22 protein-coding genes and 1 tRNA gene are annotated in these 20,956 nt (G+C 37.8%); 19 read left to right on the forward strand and 4 right to left on the reverse strand.

Annotated elements, in window-relative coordinates:
• Nucleotides 1-7 precede the first annotated feature (7 nt).
• From ESV24_RS01160 to ESV24_RS01235, 16 genes are all read left to right on the forward strand, one after another.
• Nucleotides 8-613, forward strand: coding sequence for a DUF4175 domain-containing protein (locus ESV24_RS01160; protein WP_235003959.1), 606 nt, complete (start codon nucleotides 8-10; stop codon nucleotides 611-613).
• Between the two features lie 112 nt (nucleotides 614-725).
• On the forward strand, nucleotides 726-1,406 hold the full coding sequence (locus tag ESV24_RS01165) for a DUF3347 domain-containing protein (RefSeq protein WP_111814106.1): 681 nt from the start codon (nucleotides 726-728) through the stop codon (nucleotides 1,404-1,406).
• Between the two features lie 145 nt (nucleotides 1,407-1,551).
• Nucleotides 1,552-2,010 (forward strand): heme-binding domain-containing protein, encoded by a 459-nt coding sequence (locus ESV24_RS01170; protein WP_111813622.1) that lies wholly within the window; start codon nucleotides 1,552-1,554, stop codon nucleotides 2,008-2,010.
• 21 nt (nucleotides 2,011-2,031) lie between these two features.
• Nucleotides 2,032-2,325, forward strand: coding sequence for a phosphoribosylpyrophosphate synthetase (locus ESV24_RS01175; RefSeq protein WP_111813624.1), 294 nt, complete (start codon nucleotides 2,032-2,034; stop codon nucleotides 2,323-2,325).
• Between the two features lies 1 nt (nucleotide 2,326).
• Nucleotides 2,327-2,884 carry a helix-turn-helix domain-containing protein gene (locus tag ESV24_RS01180; RefSeq protein ID WP_111813626.1) on the forward strand — a complete coding sequence of 186 codons (558 nt, stop codon included), beginning with the start codon at nucleotides 2,327-2,329 and terminating at the stop codon, nucleotides 2,882-2,884.
• A gap of 78 nt (nucleotides 2,885-2,962) precedes the next feature.
• Nucleotides 2,963-3,193, forward strand: coding sequence for a heavy-metal-associated domain-containing protein (locus ESV24_RS01185; RefSeq protein WP_111813627.1), 231 nt, complete (start codon nucleotides 2,963-2,965; stop codon nucleotides 3,191-3,193).
• A 52-nt stretch (nucleotides 3,194-3,245) separates the two neighbouring features.
• Entirely contained in the window at nucleotides 3,246-3,710 is a 465-nt protein-coding gene (locus ESV24_RS01190) for a hypothetical protein (RefSeq protein ID WP_111813628.1), read from the forward strand.
• A 4-nt stretch (nucleotides 3,711-3,714) separates the two neighbouring features.
• On the forward strand, nucleotides 3,715-3,984 hold the full coding sequence (locus tag ESV24_RS01195; RefSeq protein ID WP_235003960.1) for a DUF5676 family membrane protein: 270 nt from the start codon (nucleotides 3,715-3,717) through the stop codon (nucleotides 3,982-3,984).
• A 5-nt stretch (nucleotides 3,985-3,989) separates the two neighbouring features.
• On the forward strand, nucleotides 3,990-4,823 hold the full coding sequence (locus ESV24_RS01200) for a universal stress protein (RefSeq protein WP_111813630.1): 834 nt from the start codon (nucleotides 3,990-3,992) through the stop codon (nucleotides 4,821-4,823).
• Between the two features lies 1 nt (nucleotide 4,824).
• Entirely contained in the window at nucleotides 4,825-5,664 is an 840-nt protein-coding gene (locus tag ESV24_RS01205) for an ATP cone domain-containing protein (RefSeq protein WP_111813632.1), read from the forward strand.
• A gap of 6 nt (nucleotides 5,665-5,670) precedes the next feature.
• Nucleotides 5,671-6,222 (forward strand): AAA family ATPase, encoded by a 552-nt coding sequence (locus ESV24_RS01210; protein WP_111813633.1) that lies wholly within the window; start codon nucleotides 5,671-5,673, stop codon nucleotides 6,220-6,222.
• A 1-nt stretch (nucleotide 6,223) separates the two neighbouring features.
• Entirely contained in the window at nucleotides 6,224-6,517 is a 294-nt protein-coding gene (locus ESV24_RS01215) for a phosphoribosylpyrophosphate synthetase (protein WP_111813635.1), read from the forward strand.
• Between the two features lie 2 nt (nucleotides 6,518-6,519).
• Nucleotides 6,520-9,048 (forward strand): heavy metal translocating P-type ATPase, encoded by a 2,529-nt coding sequence (locus ESV24_RS01220; RefSeq protein ID WP_111813637.1) that lies wholly within the window; start codon nucleotides 6,520-6,522, stop codon nucleotides 9,046-9,048.
• Nucleotides 9,049-9,071: 23 nt separating this feature from the next.
• Entirely contained in the window at nucleotides 9,072-9,563 is a 492-nt protein-coding gene (locus ESV24_RS01225; RefSeq protein ID WP_200829502.1) for a DUF305 domain-containing protein, read from the forward strand.
• 76 nt (nucleotides 9,564-9,639) lie between these two features.
• Complete coding sequence (locus tag ESV24_RS01230) at nucleotides 9,640-11,433, forward strand: efflux RND transporter periplasmic adaptor subunit (RefSeq protein WP_111813639.1); 1,794 nt, start codon at nucleotides 9,640-9,642, stop codon at nucleotides 11,431-11,433.
• Nucleotides 11,434-11,644: 211 nt separating this feature from the next.
• A complete protein-coding gene (locus tag ESV24_RS01235) occupies nucleotides 11,645-13,576 on the forward strand; it encodes a M1 family metallopeptidase (protein ID WP_111813641.1) in 1,932 nt (643 codons plus the stop codon).
• Nucleotides 13,577-13,648: 72 nt separating this feature from the next.
• Here ESV24_RS01235 and ESV24_RS01240 read toward each other — a convergent pair whose 3' ends face one another.
• The gene (locus ESV24_RS01240) at nucleotides 13,649-15,235 is read right to left on the reverse strand and encodes a M56 family metallopeptidase (protein WP_111813643.1); all 1,587 of its coding nucleotides are present in this window, start codon (nucleotides 15,233-15,235) and stop codon (nucleotides 13,649-13,651) included.
• A gap of 85 nt (nucleotides 15,236-15,320) precedes the next feature.
• The gene (locus tag ESV24_RS01245; protein WP_111813645.1) at nucleotides 15,321-15,692 is read right to left on the reverse strand and encodes a BlaI/MecI/CopY family transcriptional regulator; all 372 of its coding nucleotides are present in this window, start codon (nucleotides 15,690-15,692) and stop codon (nucleotides 15,321-15,323) included.
• A 179-nt stretch (nucleotides 15,693-15,871) separates the two neighbouring features.
• Here ESV24_RS01245 and ESV24_RS01250 point away from each other — a divergent pair, with 179 nt between their 5' ends.
• Complete coding sequence (locus tag ESV24_RS01250) at nucleotides 15,872-16,447, forward strand: PhnA domain-containing protein (protein WP_111813646.1); 576 nt, start codon at nucleotides 15,872-15,874, stop codon at nucleotides 16,445-16,447.
• A gap of 56 nt (nucleotides 16,448-16,503) precedes the next feature.
• Here the strand turns inward: ESV24_RS01250 and ESV24_RS01255 are convergent, their stop codons facing one another.
• Nucleotides 16,504-17,892, reverse strand: a complete 1,389-nt coding sequence (locus tag ESV24_RS01255) for a dipeptidase (protein ID WP_111813649.1) — start codon at nucleotides 17,890-17,892, stop codon at nucleotides 16,504-16,506.
• Between the two features lie 226 nt (nucleotides 17,893-18,118).
• On the opposite strand from ESV24_RS01255, the gene ESV24_RS01260 reads away from it, so the two are divergent.
• Nucleotides 18,119-18,200, forward strand: a tRNA-Leu gene (locus ESV24_RS01260).
• Between the two features lie 96 nt (nucleotides 18,201-18,296).
• Here ESV24_RS01260 and ESV24_RS01265 read toward each other — a convergent pair.
• Complete coding sequence (locus ESV24_RS01265) at nucleotides 18,297-19,337, reverse strand: endonuclease/exonuclease/phosphatase family protein (RefSeq protein ID WP_111813651.1); 1,041 nt, start codon at nucleotides 19,335-19,337, stop codon at nucleotides 18,297-18,299.
• A 99-nt stretch (nucleotides 19,338-19,436) separates the two neighbouring features.
• Between ESV24_RS01265 and ESV24_RS01270 the strand changes: the two genes are divergently transcribed.
• Complete coding sequence (locus ESV24_RS01270) at nucleotides 19,437-20,906, forward strand: T9SS type A sorting domain-containing protein (protein WP_111813653.1); 1,470 nt, start codon at nucleotides 19,437-19,439, stop codon at nucleotides 20,904-20,906.
• Nucleotides 20,907-20,956: the final 50 nt, after the last annotated feature.

Here is a 20,956-nt window from a genome sequence, read left to right on the forward strand (position 1 = left end):
GAAAAACATGAAAACAATAGTAAAAACTCTAATGGTTATTGCTTTAGTCGGTACAGTGGTTAGCTGTAAGTCGACCTTCAATGCTGCCAAAGCAATGGAAACTCAGGAAAATCGTAATGCGCTATATCAAGAAATTATTACGAGCCCAAGCCAATTCAGTGAATTTATAAACCTAGCACAACAAGATGAAGGGGCAAGAACGTTAATGATGCAGAACCATATGCAAATGATGGAATCTGGAAATATGAAAATGATGATGGAAAAAAATCCCGAAATGAAAGAAAAAATGCAATCCCATATGCAGATGATGATGGAAAAAAATCCGGAAATGATGCAAAATATGCAATCCAAAATGCAGATGATGATGGAAAAAAACCCTGAAATGATGCAAAAGATGCAATCAAAAATGCTCGATAAAATGATGGGGAGTGAAATGGGTCGTAAAATGCTAATGGATACAATCCACAACAACAAAATGATGAAAAATGAGATGAAAGAAAAAATGATGCAAATGATGGATGAAAATCCTGAAATGATGGAAGAAATGATGCAGAAAATAATGGAAAAAAACCCTGAAATGATGCAGAAAATGAAAATGAAAAGGAAAATTTAACGACGTTTCCAATGAAATAACTTCAATTTTGGAAAATGTAATTGAAAAATTATAAGGCTTTTTAAAAATGGATAAACAACAAATTATAATCACAAACTTAAATCAAAACAAAATGAAAAAAGTAAGAGTAACAACAGCAATTCTGGCAATGGCTTTTTTAAGCCTAACAGTAATGTCTTGTAGAGACACTAAAAAGGAAGAAGTGAACGACTCTATGAATTCCGAAATGCAGGAAGAGGGTCATCAGGATGATTCAATGATGGATAACGATAATTCAATGATGGACCACAATGATTCAATAATGGATCACGATAGTTCTATGATGAACCACTACAATATGGATAATAATAGGATGGGTTCCAATATGCAGAACGCTGATGCCAAACAAGTAGTAGCAGATTATATGACGCTTAAAGATGCCTTGGTAGCGACCAATAAAGAGGATGCTGCAAAAGCTGGGAAAAAATTGGTAAGCACTTTGAACGGTTTTAATGTTAGCAGCTATACATCAGAACAACAAAAAGAATTGAAGGACATTATCGCAGATGCAAAGGAACACGCAGAACATATTGGCAAAAGTGAAATGGACCACCAACGCGAACATTTCAAGACCTTGAGTAAAGATATTATGGATTTGGTTGCCATAACCGGCACGGAAACTACTTTATACCAACAGTTTTGCCCAATGTACGATGGTGGCAGTGCGTGGTTAAGTATGAACAAAGAAGTTAAAAACCCATATTACGGCAGTAAAATGCTGAACTGCGGAAAAGTGCAAAAGGAGATAAATTAGAGGCTGAAATCTGGAAGCTGGAAGCTAGATGCTGGATGCTGGATGCTTGAAGTTGGATAACCTGCAAGGCGCGTCGTGCTGAGCCTGCCGAAGTATGTTGCCGAGGCACGAGGCAACCTTGTAGGTTTAGACTAATTATTAATAAATGAATAGGATTCTGAAAATATTGTTGTTGGTTTTATTGGTAGCATTCATCGCTATCCAATTCTTTCCAACGCAAAGGAATGAAAGCGATATTGTAGCAAGAACCGATTTTTTGATAGTAAACAAATCACCAAAAGACATTAGTACAATATTGCGAGAATCCTGCTATGATTGCCACAGTAATAACACAGACTATCCTTGGTACAACAAAATCCAACCTGTCGCTTGGTTTTTGGAAGACCATGTTAAACATGGTAAAGGTGAATTGAATTTTAATACTTGGGATGAGCTATCGGATAGAAGGAAAAAGAGCAAATTAAAATCAATAACCAATCAAGTGAAAGATGATGAAATGCCATTATACTCTTACACATTGATTCATAGGGATGCAATTTTAAGTGATTCAGATAAGAATACGATAGAAAATTACATGAATAGTTTAATGGATATTTTAGAATAATCAACAGTAAATAAAATACATATGGAAACTTATGACACCCTTTCAGAAGCCATCAACAGTTTGCAAAAACGTGGTTATACCTATGATTTTAATTTGAAGCACGAGCATATTGAATGTAATGCATTAAAATTAAAACTACATCCAGAAGATTTTCAAGTCGATGAGGTTTATCGGTTTGAAGGCATGAGCAGTACCGACGACAATAGCGTTCTTTACGCCATACATTCAAAAAAAGGAGTAAAAGGTGCTTTGGTTGACGCCTATGGCGTTTATGCTGAAAATATTTCAGAAGCGATGCGAAAAAAATTAAAATAACATGACACAAATTCTTCACATCAAGAACATGGTTTGCGACCGTTGCAAGTCGACTGTATTAAGCGAACTCAAAAAATTGGGTTATACGATTGATTCGCTCGAATTAGGTCAGGTAGTTCTAAATGAAAATATACCTAACGATAATTCTATAATGGAAGAAATCCTTAAAAAACACGGCTTTGAAATCATAAAAGTAGAAACGGAAGTATTGATTGAAGATATAAAGATTGCACTTATCAAGAAAATTGAAAATCACGACAATGAAAATATTTCTTCTTTTTTGGCTAAAACCTTCAATAAATCCTATTCGGCTTTGAGCAAGCTGTTCAGTAAAACCGAAGGGATGACCCTTGAAAAATATGAAATCAACTTAAAGATTGAGAAGGTAAAAGAACTGATACAGTTTGGACAATTGAATTTTTCAGAAATAGCATACAGTTTAGATTACAATAGCAGTGGCCATTTGGCGAAACAGTTCAAAAATGTAACGGGAATGTCTATGACAGAATTTAAAAATCTGCAAAAATGGGACAGAAAATCCATAGACCGAATTGTGTAAGGAATATCCTAGGTTGTACTAATAAAGCTGGGTTGGGAAAACTAACTTTGTGTTATAATCATTTAAAAACTAAAATTAATGACACACACGTATAATGTAAAAGGAATGAGTTGCGGAGGCTGTAAAGCATCTGTGGAAAAGTTCTTGGGTAACGTGGAAAATGTTACCAATGTTTCTGTAAACCTTGAAAAAGCGGAAGCCGAAGTTACAATGAGCAGCCACGTTGCTACAGAAACCTTAAAAAGAGCCTTGCCGGAAAAATTTATCCTATCGGAAAAGGTACAGGAGAAATCAAAAAGTCAACAGTAAAACATAATCAAGGCAACAAAACAGCATATTAGTAACCTTAAAATTAAACAGTATGAAAACATTAGTAATTTTTTTATCAATAGTAGGCTTGATGGCATTTAATAGTTGCAAGCAAGAACCAAACGTTCAAGCAATGCTTGAAAATACAGAAACAAGAAATGAGATTATGCAAACAATTACCAATAATCCCGATTTTATGACCGAATTTATGGAGCATATGCAAAACAATAATAATGCAATGCAAATGATGCAGGGTAACAAAAAAATGATGGGCTCCATGATGCAAGGAGAAGGAATGCAAATGATGATGACGGATAGTACAATGATGCACTCAATGATGAATGGAATGATGAACGATGGCAAAACCATGGAAACAATGATGAAAATGATGCACGAAAAAGGTATGATGACCGAAGATTGTATGCAATCCTGTATGCAAATGATGGATGGAATAGAAGTGGAAGTGAAGAACGGGAGCGATTCAAAAATGATGGAGGGGAATAAAGATCACCATTAAAATTATGAAACTAAACATCAAAAAGTTAGGATTTGCCATAGGCATTACTGGAGCATTGCTTTATTTGGGATGTATTGTGATAATGCTTACAGTTGGACACGAAGGTTCGGTAAAATTCTTCAACAGTTTATTGCACGGACTCGATGTTTCAACCATAATGAGAATGGATATCCCACTTTGGGAAGCTGGTTTGGGTATTATTCAAACGTTCATTCTGGGTTGGTTGGTAGGTGCTTGCATCGCATCACTGTATAATTGGCAAATTAAAAAATAATTAAAATGAAGAATATATTAGTACCCACAGACTTTTCAGATAATTGCAACAAAGCAGCAAAGTTGGCTATTGAATTGGCAGCACTTTTTAATTCAGAGATCCATTTTTTGCATCAACTCAATACACCTGTAAATTGGGTAAAACTCGATAAAACGGAGGAACATAATTATCCTAAAACCGTTGCAGAAATAGGCGTTGCCAAAAGCAAATTGAGGGCTTTGGACATAGAGGCGGAACACAAAGGATTGAAATCCAGAACTTTTTTGGAATTTGTGTCAGATGATGAAGCAATTACTGCACATTCCCAAAATTTTCATCACGATTTTATTATTACGGGAAGCAAAGGCGTACGAAAGGGATTTTTAGATCAATTGTTGGGAAGCAATGCCCAAAAAATCATTCGGAATGCACGAGTGCCTATTTTGGTAGTAAAGGAAGATACAGTAACATTTCCATTCAAAAATATCGTGTTCGTGTCCGATTTTAAGGAAGACATTTCTACTGCTTTCGAAGGGATTGTGAATATAGCTGAAAAATGCAATGCAAAAATCCATTTGCTGAACATCAACACAGCATCAGATTTTAATAGTGTTGAAAATGGGTTGCAATCAATCAAGGATTTTTCAAAGCACTTCCCAAAACTGGAAAACTATGAAATGCACGTTTATAACGAACCTAACGTACTAAGTGGCATTGAAAAATTTGAAGATTCCAATGATGCGGATTTAATAGTAATGTACACCCACAGCAGAAAGGGACTGTCAAGTATATTTTCAAAAAGTATTGCTGAAAATGTAACAAACCATTCAAAAAAACCTGTGATGACCGTTCACCTTTAAAATGGAAAAAACAGTCAATATCATAAAGTATTCTGGCGAAGTTGAAGCCTTCGATATAGAAAAGTTAAAACACTCTTTGAGACAATCAAAAGCGAGTGAGAAACTTGTTGCTGAAATCGCCCAAGAAATCCAAACACGGTTGACTGAAGGGATGACAACCAAGCATATTTACGAAATGGCTTATAAGATATTGAAGCGCAAATCAAAATCAGGCTCTGCCCGATACAAACTTAAAAAAGCTATTATGGAGTTGGGTCCTACTGGCTTTCCTTTTGAAAAATTCATCGGAAAAATACTTGAATATGAAGGTTTCAAAACGGAAGTAGGTGTTGTAATGCAAGGCCATTGCGTAACCCACGAGGTAGATGTATCGGCTTTGAAAGCGAATGACCATTATTTAGTGGAGTGTAAATTCCATATTGACCAAGGTAGTATTTGCAATGTGAGAATTCCGCTTTACATACAGTCACGGTATAAGGATTTGGAAACACAATGGTTAAAACAAAAGGATCATTCCGGCAAATTTCATAAAGGTTGGATATATACAAACACAAGGTTTTCATCCGATGCTATAAAGTTCGGCGAATGTGCAGGACTTGGATTGGTAAGTTGGGATTATCCCGAACAAAACAGCCTTAAAAATAAAATTGACTCGTCAAGATTATACCCACTTACAGCCTTATCATCATTGAGCAAAAAAGGAAAAATAAAGATTTTAAATAAAGGCATTGTGTTATGCAGGGAAATATGTGATACCCCAACCTTATTGGATGATTTAGGTATTACGGCATCTAAAAAGAAAAGCATTTTAGAAGAAGCGAATGAATTATGTAACCATTAAAATAAAATGAAGAATAGCGAAACCGCACAAACCAATTGGTATGTCATAACGGGTGGCCCGAGTACTGGTAAAACTACCACTATTAATATGCTGAACGATCGAGGCTTTAAAACCACCATAGAACACGCAAGGCATTACATAGACACAATGCGTGTTGAGGGACAAACCGTTGAGGAATTGCGAAGTAATAAGCGGGAATTCCAACTTGGTGTGCTAAAAATGCAAATTGAACAGGAAGCATCCCTAAATTCAGACGACGTTGTATTTCTGGACAGGGCAATCCCAGATGCATTGGCATATTATCGATTTTTAGGTTTGGAAGTTGACGAAATTTTAAAAAAGGCAATGAGCAATGTGAATTACAAAAAGATTTTCATTTTGGACAAATTGCCTTTGGTTAATGATTATGCTCGACTGGAAAGCAAAAATGACCAAAAACAAATACATAATTTTATTACCGAAGTTTATGAATCCTTATCTTTTCCAGTAATTCACGTGCCAGTATTACCACCATTGGAACGTGTGGATTTTATATTGAAAAGTATTAAAGACAATTAAAATGGAAAATTACGACACTCTTTCAACAACTATGGAGCAATTGCAAAAGCAAGGCTACACCTATGATTTTAATTTATGTTCAGGGCATATAGAATGTAATGCACTAAAACTAAAAATACACCCAGAAGATTTCGAAGTTGATGAGATCCATCGTTTCGAAGGAATGAGCAGCACAGACGATAATAGTGTGCTGTATGCCATTCATTCTAAAAAAGGGATTAAAGGTTTGTTGGTAGATGCCTATGGCGTATATGCCGAAAATATTTCGGAAGCAATGAGAAAAAAATTAAGATAATTATGAAACACACCTATCACATACACGGAATGACCTGCAACGGATGCAGAAGCCACGTAGAAAAAACACTTTCTGAAGTAGAAGGTGTTACAAATGCAGCTGTCGATTTGGAAAAAGAGGAAGCTACTATCGAAATGGACAAACATATTCCTCTCGAAAAATTTCAAGAAGCTTTAAAAAATGATGGCGATCGCTATAGTATTCATAATCTTGGCGAACATACTCATTCTTCTGAAAAGACAGAAACAAAATCAAATTCTTCCAACCTCCAACCTCCAACTTCCAGCCTTGGTACAGGCACTTTCTATTGCCCAATGCACTGCGAAGGCGACAAAACCTACGACAAACCAGGCGATTGCCCAGTTTGTGGAATGGATTTGGTAGAAGAGCAAAACCTATCGGCAACCACTTCAGAACAATGGACTTGCCCAATGCATCCAGAAATTGTAGAGGACGAACCTGGAGCTTGCCCTATTTGCGGAATGGATTTGGTGCCTATGGAACCCGACCAGTCTGCAGAGGAGAAAACATATAAAAAACTATTGAAGAAATTCTGGATAGCGGTTGCATTTACCGTTCCGATTTTTCTGATAGCAATGAGCGAAATGATTCCTAATAATCCGTTATATAGTGTTTTGGAACAAAAAGGATGGAACTGGATTCAGTTTGGTTTATCGATTCCCGTGGTGTTTTATGCCACGTGGATGTTCTTTGAACGTGCCTATCGCAGTATAAAAACGTGGAATCTTAATATGTTCACATTAATAGGAATCGGAGCTGGCGTCGCTTGGCTGTTCGGTGTTTTTGGGATGTTGTTTCCAGATTTCTTTCCCGTACAGTTTAAAACCGAATCTGGCGCAGTCCACGTTTATTTTGAAGCGGCAACCGTAATTCTCACTTTGGTATTAATGGGACAAGTTTTGGAAGCGCGCGCCCATAGTAAAACCAATTCAGCAGTAAAAGAATTACTAAAACTCGCACCGAATAAAGCCGTGCGAGTTGTTGATGGCAACGAAGAAGAAGTTAGTATTGACAAAATTCAAAAAGGAGATATTCTGCGGGTAAAACCAGGCGATAAAATTCCTGTGGATGGCGTTATTACCGAAGGACATACCACGGTTGATGAATCGATGATTTCAGGAGAACCTATTCCGGTTGATAAAATTGAAGATGACAAAGTAAGTAGCGGAACCATCAACGGCAATCAATCTTTTTTAATGAAAGCCGAAAAAGTAGGTAGCGATACGCTACTTTCCCAAATAATAAAAATGGTAAACGATGCCAGCCGCAGTCGTGCACCTATTCAGAAATTAGCAGATACGGTTTCAGGTTATTTCGTTCCAGTTGTGGTAATAATATCTTTGATCACATTTGCCGTTTGGGCAATTTGGGGCCCAGAACCTGCGTATGTATTTGCGTTGGTCAATGCCATTGCGGTTTTAATTATTGCCTGTCCGTGTGCTTTGGGATTGGCAACACCAATGTCCATAATGGTTGGCGTTGGAAAAGGAGCCCAAAATGGCGTCCTTATCAAAAATGCTGAAGCCCTTGAGAAATTGGATAAAGTAGATACACTCATCATAGATAAAACAGGAACCATTACTGAAGGGAAACCAACGGTTGAAAAAATAGGCGTTTTCGGTGCAAATTTTTCTGAGAGCGAAATACTGAAATTCATCGCATCCCTAAACAGTTCCAGCGAACATCCGCTTGCAGAAGCCACTGTAAAATATGGCAAAGAACAGAAAACCCAAATCTCAAAAACCGAAAACTTCAGCGCAGTAACCGGTAAAGGGGTAGAAGGTACAGTTGATGGTAAAAAACTCGATTTAGGAAATGCCAAAATGATGGAATATGCAAAAGCTACTATTTCTTCAGAAATGGAAACCGAAGCACGATCCTTTCAAAAACAAGGCAAAACAGTTTCCTATTTATCAATAGATAGCGAAGTTTCAGGCTACGTCGTTATCGGAGATAAAATAAAAGAAACAAGTGCCAAAGCCATTAAAGAACTTCAAGATAAAGGAATTGCCGTAATTATGCTTACGGGCGATAATCACGACACCGCTCAAGCCGTAGCCAGCGAACTGAACCTTGCCGACTTTAAAGCGGGAATGTTACCGGAAGACAAACTGAAGGAAGTAACAAAATTACAGCAACAAGGCAAAGTGGTAGCAATGGCTGGCGATGGCATTAACGATGCACCAGCACTTGCCAAGAGTGATGTAGGTATCGCAATGGGAACAGGAACCGATGTCGCTATTGAGAGTGCAATGATCACCTTAGTAAAAGGCGATTTACACGGAATTGTAAAAGCAAAAAACTTGAGTCACGCCGTAATGAGAAATATCAAGCAAAATCTATTTTTTGCATTGATCTACAATACACTTGGCATTCCAATCGCTGCAGGGGTTTTATTTCCATTTTTCGGAATACTCTTATCGCCTATGATTGCAGCATTGGCAATGAGTTTTAGCTCTGTATCGGTAATTGCAAACGCATTGAGATTAAAATCAAAAGCAATCAACTAATAACTAACAAAAATCAAGAAAAAATGGAAGACAGGGACAAAATGAATCACGATTCAAAAAAGACAAACCAGTACACAAAATTTGTTGGAATGCTCGCAGCTTCCTTCGTGGCAATGTACATCACAATGTATCTAAACACCTATGCTTGGGATCACGTATATTTCAGCTTGACCCGTTTTTATATGAGTTGTTTGGGAATTTCTGCAATGGCGATTATTATGTATGTAGCGATGCGCGGTATGTATAAAAATAAAAAGAAAAATATCGCGATAGTTTTAGGAAGCATCGCTCTCTTTGTAAGTGCATTAGGCTTAGTGCGCGCACAAGCACCCATAGTTGGCGATGTGTTGTGGATGAAAGCAATGATTCCGCACCATTCGATTGCGATTTTAACCAGCGAAAGAGCAGCTATTTCCGATCCGGAAGTAAAACAATTGGCAGAGGATATCATTGAAGCACAAAGAAAGGAAATCGGCGAAATGAAAGCGATGATAAAACGATTGGAAGCTGAATAACGAGTGTCAAACAAACCTAACAGGCATTACGAGGCACGAAGTAATCTAACCTGTTAGGTTTAAAAACAGTATAAATATGAAAAAATACATCATTTACATCGCAATACTAATTGTAGGTCTCGTCTTGGGCTATGTGTTCTTTGGGACTTCCTCGGAAGGTTCATCAAACAACAAAAACGTTTCGGATATGTCCGATAACGCTGAAGTAGATAACCAAATGTGGACCTGCTCCATGCACCCACAGATTATGCAACCCGAACCCGGTGACTGCCCAATCTGTGGAATGGACTTAATTCCTGCGGAAACTGGTGCAGACGGACTTGCAATGAACGAAATAAAAATGAGCGACAACGCAATGGCATTGGCAAACATCCAAACTACCATTGTTGGAAATGTTTCAGGAAATGATGAGAATAAAATGTCGCTTTCGGGCAAAATAATGGCGAATGAAGAAGCCAATGCGGTACAGGCCAGTTATTTTGAAGGCCGAATCGAAAAACTGAATGTCAATTTTACGGGCGAAGAAGTTCGCAAAGGACAATTATTGGCCACTATTTATGCGCCCACGCTCGTCGCTGCGCAACAAGAATTGTTAACGGCAGCTTCTATGAAAGCATCGCAACCAGCGCTTTATAATGCAGTTCGCAACAAATTAAAACTTTGGAAACTTTCGGAAAGCCAAATCAATCAGATTGAAACATCGGGGAAAGTGCGGGAAAACTTCCCCATTTACGCAACGGTTTCAGGTACGGTTTCCCAAAAAATGGCAGAGGAAGGCGATTACGTAAAACAAGGGCAACCTATTGTTAAAGTAAGTGATCTCGGTACGGTTTGGGCAATGTTTGATGCTTATGAAAACCAAATCTCACAATTAAAGGAAGGACAAAAAATTACGGTAACTACAAACGCATACGCCAATAAAGAATTTGAAGCAACAGTATCTTTTATTGACCCAACATTAAACACCAAATCCAGAACGGTTTCAGTTCGGGCTACCTTAAATAATGAAGAAGATATATTGAAACCTGGAATGTTCGTTACGGCAAAAGTACAGATGTCCAAAGACAATGCAATCCAAACGCAAATCACTGTACCCGCAACCGCAGTCCTTTGGACAGGAAGCAGGTCTTTAGTATATGTAAAAACAAATCCCAACGAACCCGTTTTTGAAATGCGCGAAGTAACCTTGGGTACTAAAAATGGCGATGTTTACACCATTGTAGAAGGTCTAAATAATGGAGAAGAAGTAGTAACCAATGGTACGTTTACGGTGGATGCCGCAGCACAGTTACAAGGCAAAAAAAGTATGATGAATACCAAAGGAGGCAAAACAACGACGGGTCACGAAGGACATTCAGGAATGGAAAGCACAACCAATACAGAAACCACAGACCACATAGCGCAGACCAAAAGATTAAAAGTTTCCTCAAAATTCCAAACACAACTTAATGCTGTTTTTGACGATTATATTGCCATAGAAAATGCCTTGGTAAAAGATAATCCTGAATCTGCAAAGAAAGGCGCAAGTCAGTTGCTTAATACTATTTCAGCGGTGGATATGAAACTCTTAAAAGAAAATACTGCACATAATCATTGGATGCAGTTGGAAAAAGAATTGAAATCATCCGCTTCGTCAATATCCCAAACTACAGATATTAAAAAGCAACGGGAACATTTTATTCACTTATCAGCACATTTAATTAATGCCGTAAAAACCTTTGGCATCAACCAAAAAGTGTACGTGGATTTTTGCCCAATGGCAAATAACAATGTAGGTGCATATTGGTTAAGTGGTGAAAAGGAAATCCGAAATCCGTATTTTGGAAATGAAATGCTGGATTGTGGAAGTGTTATTGAGGAAGTAAACTAAACTTCTATTTACCTGGAAATTTTTCAGAATTCCTATTTCACAGCCACTTTAAATGAGGTTTTTTCAAATTTTTCAGAATATGCAACTACTGTTTGTGCGTCGGTATAAAGTTGAATTATACGTTCTCCACGCCGACTTCAAATTTTACTCATTAACATCATTTTCACATTGCATTTAGTACATTAGCCGTTTATTTTAAAATTTAAAACTAATGAAATATTTCACTAGCAGTCTACTTATAACGCTGCTTCTCTCCACATTTTCTTTTACGCTAATTGCACAGGAAGAAAAACCGGACAATCAAAATCTTTTCGATAACTTTTCGTACAGACAAGGCAACGTTTATAGAACTGCCTCTGGAAAACCGGGGCCAGAATATTGGCAGAATTCCGCAGATTATAACTTGGAAGCCACTTTGGACGATAAAAGTCACACTATTTCGGGAAATGTGACCATTCACTACACGAACAACAGCCCCGAGACCTTAGATTTTATTTGGATCTATTTGGAGCAGGACCGTTTCACCGAAAATTCCCGTGGAACTTTAACAACACCAGTTCAAGGAAATCGTTACAGCGGCGATGTGGAAGGTGGTTTTGAATTGAATAATGTTTCAGCAAAGACAAAAACAGGAACTTCTTCAAAATACCTTATTACAGATACACGTATGCAGCTTTGGCTGGATAAACCTTTGGCTGCAAAAGGTGGCGAAGTTGATATAAAAATGAATTTCAAATTTAAAGTTCCAGTAGAAGGAATGGACCGCATGGGCCGTTTGGAAGTAAAGGATGGAACCATCTACACCATTGCACAATGGTACCCGCGTGTTGCCGTTTTTGACGATGTTGTAGGCTGGAATACAGATCCATATTTGGGCGCTGGCGAATTTTATTGCGAGTACGGAGATTATGATGTAAAAATCACGGCTCCAGCAAATCAAACAGTAATCTGTTCCGGCGTTTTGCAAAACCCAAAAGAAGTGCTCACAAAAATGCAACAACAGCGTTGGGCGCAAGCTGAAAAAAGCGATAAAACCGTTTACATTATAACGCCAGAAGAAGTTGGAAAACCAATTGCAAATTCTAAAACTAGCGGAATGCTTACTTGGCATTTTAAAATGGAAAACACTCGCGATGTGGCTTGGGCTTCTTCTAAAGCATTTATTTGGGATGCCGCCCGTATGAATCTTGGCGAAGGAAAAACGGGATTGGCCCAATCGGTCTATCCAAAAGAAAGTGATGGTGAAAATGCTTGGGCACGATCTACCGAATTTACAAAAGCTTCTGTAGAGTTTTATTCAAAAACATATTTTACTTATCCGTATCATAATGCAATTAACGTTGCTGCCAGCGTTGGTGGAATGGAATATCCCGGTGTTAGTTTTTGTCATTATCAAAGCAGAGATGCTGACCTTTGGGATGTTACCGACCACGAATTTGGCCATAACTGGTTCCCGATGATAGTGGGAAGTAACGAGCGTCGCTATCCGTGGATGGACGAAGGTTTCAATACTTTTATAAATCATTACAGTACCACGGCTTTCAACAATGGTGAATTTCCTACTAGTACTGATAATCCGAGGAGTTTAGTACGTTACTTAACCCTTGAAAACCGTGAAGGCATTGATACATACCCAGATATGGCCAATGCTATGAATTTGGCGTACACCGCATATTACAAACCAGCAGTTGGACTTTATCTGCTTCGCGAGTACATTCTTGGGGCCGATCGTTTTGATAACGCTTTTAAGAGTTACATTCACACGTGGGCGTACAAACATCCGCAGCCCAATGACTTTTTCAACCATATGGAAAACGTGGCGGGCGAAGATCTTTCCTGGTTTTGGAAAGGTTGGTTTTATGGAAATGGCAATATTGACTTGGGAATTTCTGATGTAAAACCTTATAAAGGCAATTATTTAATTACCGTTGAAAATGATGGGCAAATCCCGATGCCGGTTCAGCTTCAAATTATTTATTCTGACAATACAACCGAAAACATTAGCCTTCCGGTTGAAATTTGGCAGCGCGGTAATAGCTGGGAACATCTTTTAAAAACCACCAAGCAAGTGCAACGCGTGGTTTTGGACCCCAACAAAATGTTGCCGGATGTCAATCTTTTGAACGATACGTGGAATAAGTAATATTTCCGAAATAATAAAAATGCTTCCAAAACTTTAAACTTTGGAAGCATTTTTCTTGAAATTATTGTCAACTTAACAGCCACCTAATTGTACAATTGGATATTTGCTAACATCTATAGTAACATCGTTCGTGCTCTTTTTCACAAGTTCAATTGCTTCTTCGGACGTGTATTTATCCGGACCAATATAGAATATCGCTCCTCTTTTTGCCAATTCCTTTACGTATTCTAACTTATTTGCATTAGGCGCTGATGGTGCCTCGGCTGCCATATACAAATTTCCGTTAGCTGCTGAAGATGCTTTTGTAGTTTCAGAAATTGGTGTTTCAGATAAGGTAACAGTTCCATTTCCATTTTCAGTTTTGGTTATGTAAATTCTTAGTTTGTCATTTTTCTTGAGTAAATCGTTTGCTTTTTCTGGAGCAATTACCATATCGTTATAATAATAAACAGCTTTATCTAGGGGTTTATTTTGATCAATATTCGTTTTTACGGGCGAAGATGATTTTGGTGGAGTTGGAGGTATTGGCGGCGGCGGAATATCGCTTTTCTCACCTTTCATAACTTTTGGAGCTGGGGGTGGTGGTGGAATATTTTTCGGAAATGGCTCAGCATTTACTTTTTGATCATCGGTCATTTTATTGTAGATAATTTCCAATCGTTCCAAATCATTCTTTTTGATGATTCGCTTTTCAATATTAACAATGTTGTATTTTTTTGCCAGTTTGTTGTATTCGTCTATTTCGGCATTTGTAGCTTTTTGTTGGACAATCTTTGATTGAACTTCCTTTTTCGTAAGTTCTCTTTCAACAACTTCTTTCGTGCTAAATCCATAAATTAACAGTGATAGCAATGGTAATAATAAAAGACTTCGAAACCAAATGGCTCTTTTTGAGGTGTGTGTTTTCATAACTGTAAAACGTTTTTTGATGGATGAATAATTGAGTGAATGTGCCAACGTAGGCGTAATAACATTTGATGAGAATGCAAGTAATATTTTTTGATAATCTGAAGTTTCGGCACCTGCGTTCAGAACGGCGCGATCTGCCAAAAATTCGTGATTCAATTTTATGCTTCTTTTTAAAAAATAAAACAGTGGGTTGAACCAAAAAACAATCTGTAAAACTTCAACTAAAACAATGTCCAAACTGTGTTTTTGACGCGCATGCGTTTCTTCATGAAGCATTACTTCCGCAGGAATTTCATGGTTTTCATATTGCTTTTTATTCAGGAATATATAGCTGAAAAAAGTATGCGGGATGACGTTTTCATTTAAGAGGATATTGATAAAACTACTGTTTCGGTATTTAGGATTCTCCCTAATTTTTTGAATTAAACTGAAAAGATTCTTGAAAAATTTCAAGCTGAAAAACAAAACACCCAAACCGTAAACCGTCCATAAAACAAACGGCCAGTAATTTACTGATGCTTTGGTTTCAATAAAAATCTGCTGTTGTGCGGCTGCGGTATAAGTTGCAATAAATGGCGAAGCTTCGGCATACGTTTTAAAAGTTATCAGCGGAATTAAAAAGGACGCCAATAAACTTCCAAATAAATAAAAACGCTTAAAATTATGAATGGAAGTATTTTCCAAAAACAGTTTGTAAAAAGCGAAGAATAGGGCGAGACAAGCGGCGGATTTTAAAATGTATAGTTCCATAATCAATTAATCAATCGTTAATATTATTTTTTTAATGGTTTGATTGAACATCCAAAAATGTTTAGTTTTAAAATCATCATTATTTTTATGGATGTTTCTTTTTAATTTCTGAATCGATTAACATTTTGAGATCTTCCAACTCTTTTTTGGAAAGATTGGTTTCTTCAGTAAAAAAAGACGCAAACTGCGAAGGGCTGTTGTTGAAAAAGTTTTTGATCAATCCATTAACATGTTTCGAAAAATAATCTTTCTTTTTTACCAAAGGGAAGTACTCGCGTGAACGCCCAAGTTGAATATAATCCACAAATTTTTTATCCTGCATTCGTTTTAAAAGCGTGGCAATGGTTGTTATTGCAGGCTTTGGGTCTGGGTATGCATCTATTAAATCTTTCATTAATGCACGTTCTTGTTTCCACAAAATCTGCATCAATTGTTCTTCGGAATTAGACAAAGCCATTATTGGAGTTTTAATTATTGCTCTACAAACGTAGAATAAATATTTTAATTCTACAAGTATAGAGGGTGAAAATTTCAAAAAGATTAAATCCGAAATTCCAAATGACCCTTTTAATTGAATCGGTTACCTTTGCATCCTCAATCTCCAAAGCCTTGGCGACGGAGTAAAAAATTTAAAAAATGAATTCAGAAAAAGAACTACAAGAACGTAGCGGTAATAAATGTGAACTTTGCAGTTCGGAGGAAAACCTAAGTATTTTTGAAGTGCCCAATTCCCCAACAGATGTGGCAGAAACAAGCATTTGGGTTTGTAAAATATGTAAAGAACAAATTGAAGACCCGGAAAAAGTAGACACTAATCATTGGCGCTGCTTGAACGACAGTATGTGGAGCACAGTGCCCGCAGTGCAGGTTATGGCTTGGCGTATGCTTAACAGATTAAAAGCCGAAGGCTGGCCGCAGGATCTGCTAGATATGATGTATCTGGAAGATGAAACAAAAGAATGGGCAAAAGCTGGTGTTGCAGAAGAAAAAGGCGATGTTGTTATTCACCGAGACAGCAACGGCGTTATTTTGGAAGCAGGCGATTCCGTAGTTCTTATAAAAGATTTAAAAGTGAAAGGGAGCAGTATGGTTGCAAAACAGGGAACAGCCGTGCGCAGAATTTCTCTAGATCACGAAAACGAAAAATATATTGAAGGTAAAGTTGACGGCCAGCAGATTGTTATTATTACTGACTTTGTGAAGAAAATATAATGTCAGTTCGAGCGCAGTCGAGAATTAAAGTCTCGTGTCTGCGCTCGATACGACATTTACTTGCTCATCTCCGTAAAAAAGTGATAAAACTGCGGAATGGTTTCAATTCCTTTTAAATAATTCCAAACGCCAAAATGCTCGTTGGGCGAGTGGATGGCATCACTATCCAAACCGAAGCCCATTAAAATAGTTTTACTTTTCAATTCTTTTTCAAACAAAGAAACAATTGGGATACTTCCGCCACTTCGTTGTGGAATCGGCGTTTTTCCAAAAGTTGCTTCATACGCTTTTTCAGCGGCTTTGTAACCCAAACTGTCAATTGGGGTAACGTAAGCTTGCCCGCCGTGATGCGGTTTTACTTTAACCCGAACGCCTTTTGGAGCAATGCTTTCAAAATGGTTTTTAAAAAGTTCCGTAATCTTTTTCCAATCCTGATTTGGAACCAAACGCATACTTATTTTTGCAGATGCTTTGCTGGCAATCACAGTTTTTGCGCCTTCGCCAATGTAACCACCCCAAATTCCATTTACGTCCAAGGTTGGACGAATGGAATTGCGCTCATTGGTTGAATATCCTTTTTCGCCGTAAACTGAATTAATACCTATTGATTCCTCATAATTTTCAAGGTTGAAAGGTGCCTCGGCCATTTTCATACGTTCTTCATTTGAAAGATTTTCAACGTCATCATAAAATCCAGGAATGGTTATATGATTGTTTTCATCATGAAGTGAAGCTATCATTTTTGTTAGAATATTTATGGGGTTTGCCACCGCCCCACCGTAAAGTCCGCTGTGTAGATCGCGGTTTGGACCAGTTACTTCCACTTCCACATAACTTAAGCCACGAAGACCCGTAGTTATTGACGGTACGTCTTTCGCAATCATTCCTGTATCGCTGATTAAAATAACATCGTTTGCAAGTTTCTCTCGGTTTTTGGATACAAACCATTCCAGACTGCTGCTTCCTACCTCTTCTTCGCCCTCAATCATAAACTTGACGTTGCAGGGCAGTTGGTCGGTTTCGGTCATATATTCCAAAGCCTTCACGTGCATATACATTTGGCCTTTATCATCACAGCTACCTCGGGCAAAAATAGCGCCTTCGGGATGCAGCTTTGTTTTTTTTATAACTGGCTCAAATGGCGGACTCTCCCATAAATCCAACGGATCTGGCGGTTGTACGTCGTAATGGCCATAAACCAGAATAGTTGGTAGTTTTTTGTCGATTAATTTTTCGCCATAAACAATTGGGTAGCCAGGCGTTTCGCAGATTTCCACTGTATCGCAACCTGCTTTTTTAAGTTGTTTTTTTACGGCTTCTGCAGTTTTCAGTACGTCTTTTTTATAAGTTGAATCGGCGCTGATGGAAGGTATTTTCAGCAACTCCACCAATTCGTCCACAAAGCGTTCTTTGTTTTTTTCAATGTAAGGTTTTGCACTTTTCATTTTATGATTTTTGAATTACTGCTAAAGTACAAAACCTGTTGAAAACAATAGGGCTTGGAGCCTATTTGCTGATGCGCTTTAACGCACTTTTAGCAAACAGGAATATTTCTATAAAATTTTAGTTTGTAAATTGTAATACTTGTTTATATTTGCACCCTCTTACGCACTTTGTGCTACAGATGGCAAGCTCCTATAGATTTTAGGTAACTTGTGAAATTGAAATTATGCAGGCGTGGTGGAATTGGTAGACACGCTAGACTTAGGATCTAGTGCCGTGAGGTGTGAGAGTTCGAGTCTCTCCGCCTGTACAAAGTAAAAAGCTTCAGTGAAAACTGGAGCTTTTTTTGTTTTACAAAAGTGAGTCTCGGAGTTTACCCTGAGCGCAGCCGAAGGGCCTTTGCTTTTTATTTTTTATCCTTTCCATCCTTAATCAACTCCTCAACCTCCTCTTCATCATCCCCGTTCAGTTTAGGGTTTTTTGGGGTTTGGACCTTTTTTTTGTGATGAATTTCATAATACATCGCAAAATGGTCACTGCCAAAATTCTTGGAACGAATCATTTTTTTTACATATAAATCGGGTGTGTGGAAGAGATGGTCCAACGGAAACCGAAGAAAAAAGTAATTGGCACTATAAGTTGAAAAGAAGCCACGGCCTATACGCGGGTCGATCATTCCCGTCATTTTTTTGAAAAGTCTAGTAGTACGGCTCCACACCACATCATTCATATCTCCACAAACCACAGTGGGTTTATCTGATTCTCTTATATGTTTTCCTGTAATCATTAACTCTGCATCGCGCTCTTTTGAGGTTTCATTTTCCGTTGGGCTGGGCGGTGCAGGATGCAGACAGCAGAAAAAGATGGGAGAATATCCATCAATAAGGAAATCGAAAAAAATAGCAGGCTTATCATCTTCAATTTGATACTTAACTTCTACATTTTGTAATTCTCTTTTTGAATATAGATGCATTCCGTAAAAATTTTCCAAAGGAACTTTTACGGTAAAAGGATAATCTTTTTCAATCTCTGAAAGACAATCTTCCCAGTCTTTGTTAGATTCCATGGTGAGAACCAAATCTGGATCAAAACGTTTTATTTCATTTAAAAAATTTGGATAACACGAATTGGTCTGCAACACATTTCCCGCTAAAATTGAAACTTTGCCGTCACTGGTAGCGTGCGATCTTCTTCTGGGGAAAAGTGAGCTGTAGGGGGCAACTTTAAAGAGTTGATATATTATGGAAACAGCCAAACCTGAAAGTAATACCCAACTAAAAATAGTGTAGCTTTCTTCAAAATACAGAAACAATCCCAATAAAATAAACTGGATAAACAAGGACTGCAACCTTACAAAATCTGCAGTTCTGAAAAACCAATGCGGGTTTCGGGTCGCCGGAAGAAAGGGGCTGACAATAAAAAATATTATCAATATATATAAAATCATCTTTCAAAGTTACTTCTTTTAGAAAAATGTAAAACAACTAAAATAGCTTTTTTGCCTAACCTCATATTCCTACTTTTACGGCTTCAAAAAAAACAAACCATGAAAAAAATTATTTTTAGTACTTTATTTACTCTTTTAACTTGCGCTTTTGTCCTTGCGCAGGATTATACAACCCCAAACACGGGCGTAACTTGGACGCTGGACGACATTGCGGCGGCAAGCCCTACCACCGTCACAATTTCCGGAAGTAATTATACGCTTTTGGGAAATTTAACTATTGCAGCGAACGATGCGGTTATTATCGATTCAGACTTAACGCTTTTAATTGCGGCCGACAAACTGATAACCGTTTTCGGAGCATTTACGATAGATTCCAATTCAGTCACCATTACTGCCTTGGATGAAAACGCTCCTTATGAAGGATTTCGTTTCGAAGAATTTTCGGAAATAGATATTAATAATGCAACCATTCAATACGGCGGCGGACTTCGCGTTTTGACCGAAACTTTTTCGATTGATAATTGCACAATTATTAACAATGTTTCGGGAGCGACTACAAGTGCAGCAATCCAACTTTCGCGTGGAATGCCGCAAATAACAAACAATACAATTTCTTTTAACGATAATCCCGCTATTGGTTCTGCCGCAAATTCAGCGGTATCGGCTTTTATCTTCAACAATACAATTGAAGGTAATAATAAAGCCAACAGCAACCGCCCGCAAATTAATCTGGGTACTACCTTAGCAAACGAACCCTTACAAATTATCCAAAACACCATCATCGGCGATTCTGCCTTAGACCAAGCTGGAGGTATTGCCGTTGCCAATTTTGTGGGCGGCAATCTAAATGTGATTATTGCAACTAACACCATCCGCGGCAACCGTTACGGAATTACTATTCTTGGTATAAACGATTCGGTGGAAATAACAAATAACATTATTGAAGACAATAATATTCAAGGTGACCCAAACCTTGGCGGAAGCGGTATTAACCTAAACAGTTCAACGGTAAGTGCGGCTGTAGTTGTCTCTGGAAATGAAATACGCAGGAATCTTTGGGGAATAACCCTTCAAGGCTCGGCTTCCATAAATCTTGGGGACGATGCAACCAATCCTGGCAACAATATTTTTGCAGAAAACGAAAACGGTGGCGAAACTTATGCACTTTATAATAATACAGCGAACACCATTTCAGCCAAAAACAACTGTTGGATAGAAGGTCAGCAAAGTACAGAGCAGCAAGTGGAAGACGTTATTTTTCACAGTGTGGACGACCCAACTTTGGGTGAAGTTATTTTTAATCCTTTCCTTTGTGGCGTTTTGGGAATTGCTGATAATACGGTTGAAAACTTCAGTTTTTACCCAAATCCTGCAAAAAACGAAATCAATTTCAATAATATAGTTTCTTTCGAAAAAGTTGAAATCTTTGGAATTCAAGGCAATTTAATTATTGCTAAAAGTATTTCCGAAGGGCAGAACACTTTGCCGATAAATCTTCCCTCGGGATTGTATTTTGTGAATTTCAGCAATGATGCGCAAACTGTTACAAAGAAAATGATTGTTCAATAATAAATATGTCAGTCTGAGCGCAGTCGAAGACCATTTCTCAAACTGAATAA

This window comes from Aequorivita lipolytica, assembly GCF_007997135.1.
GTDB lineage: Bacteria > Bacteroidota > Bacteroidia > Flavobacteriales > Flavobacteriaceae > Aequorivita > Aequorivita lipolytica.

What these genes read in the sequence shown, in the direction of transcription:
- ESV24_RS01255 (WP_111813649.1), bottom strand. Translation starts at nt 17,892, where the DNA reads ATGAAAAGTGCAAAACCTTACATTGAAAAAAACAAAGAACGCTTTGTG.
- ESV24_RS01225 (WP_200829502.1), top strand. Translation starts at nt 9,072, where the DNA reads ATGGAAGACAGGGACAAAATGAATCACGATTCAAAAAAGACAAACCAG.
- ESV24_RS01170 (WP_111813622.1), top strand. Translation starts at nt 1,552, where the DNA reads ATGAATAGGATTCTGAAAATATTGTTGTTGGTTTTATTGGTAGCATTC.
- ESV24_RS01165 (WP_111814106.1), top strand. Translation starts at nt 726, where the DNA reads ATGAAAAAAGTAAGAGTAACAACAGCAATTCTGGCAATGGCTTTTTTA.
- ESV24_RS01190 (WP_111813628.1), top strand. Translation starts at nt 3,246, where the DNA reads ATGAAAACATTAGTAATTTTTTTATCAATAGTAGGCTTGATGGCATTT.
- ESV24_RS01180 (WP_111813626.1), top strand. Translation starts at nt 2,327, where the DNA reads ATGACACAAATTCTTCACATCAAGAACATGGTTTGCGACCGTTGCAAG.
- ESV24_RS01185 (WP_111813627.1), top strand. Translation starts at nt 2,963, where the DNA reads ATGACACACACGTATAATGTAAAAGGAATGAGTTGCGGAGGCTGTAAA.
- ESV24_RS01235 (WP_111813641.1), top strand. Translation starts at nt 11,645, where the DNA reads ATGAAATATTTCACTAGCAGTCTACTTATAACGCTGCTTCTCTCCACA.
- ESV24_RS01230 (WP_111813639.1), top strand. Translation starts at nt 9,640, where the DNA reads ATGAAAAAATACATCATTTACATCGCAATACTAATTGTAGGTCTCGTC.
- ESV24_RS01220 (WP_111813637.1), top strand. Translation starts at nt 6,520, where the DNA reads ATGAAACACACCTATCACATACACGGAATGACCTGCAACGGATGCAGA.
- ESV24_RS01250 (WP_111813646.1), top strand. Translation starts at nt 15,872, where the DNA reads ATGAATTCAGAAAAAGAACTACAAGAACGTAGCGGTAATAAATGTGAA.
- ESV24_RS01215 (WP_111813635.1), top strand. Translation starts at nt 6,224, where the DNA reads ATGGAAAATTACGACACTCTTTCAACAACTATGGAGCAATTGCAAAAG.
- ESV24_RS01175 (WP_111813624.1), top strand. Translation starts at nt 2,032, where the DNA reads ATGGAAACTTATGACACCCTTTCAGAAGCCATCAACAGTTTGCAAAAA.
- ESV24_RS01205 (WP_111813632.1), top strand. Translation starts at nt 4,825, where the DNA reads ATGGAAAAAACAGTCAATATCATAAAGTATTCTGGCGAAGTTGAAGCC.
- ESV24_RS01210 (WP_111813633.1), top strand. Translation starts at nt 5,671, where the DNA reads ATGAAGAATAGCGAAACCGCACAAACCAATTGGTATGTCATAACGGGT.
- ESV24_RS01240 (WP_111813643.1), bottom strand. Translation starts at nt 15,235, where the DNA reads ATGGAACTATACATTTTAAAATCCGCCGCTTGTCTCGCCCTATTCTTC.
- ESV24_RS01265 (WP_111813651.1), bottom strand. Translation starts at nt 19,337, where the DNA reads ATGATTTTATATATATTGATAATATTTTTTATTGTCAGCCCCTTTCTT.
- ESV24_RS01195 (WP_235003960.1), top strand. Translation starts at nt 3,715, where the DNA reads ATGAAACTAAACATCAAAAAGTTAGGATTTGCCATAGGCATTACTGGA.
- ESV24_RS01270 (WP_111813653.1), top strand. Translation starts at nt 19,437, where the DNA reads ATGAAAAAAATTATTTTTAGTACTTTATTTACTCTTTTAACTTGCGCT.
- ESV24_RS01200 (WP_111813630.1), top strand. Translation starts at nt 3,990, where the DNA reads ATGAAGAATATATTAGTACCCACAGACTTTTCAGATAATTGCAACAAA.
- ESV24_RS01245 (WP_111813645.1), bottom strand. Translation starts at nt 15,692, where the DNA reads ATGGCTTTGTCTAATTCCGAAGAACAATTGATGCAGATTTTGTGGAAA.
- ESV24_RS01160 (WP_235003959.1), top strand. Translation starts at nt 8, where the DNA reads ATGAAAACAATAGTAAAAACTCTAATGGTTATTGCTTTAGTCGGTACA.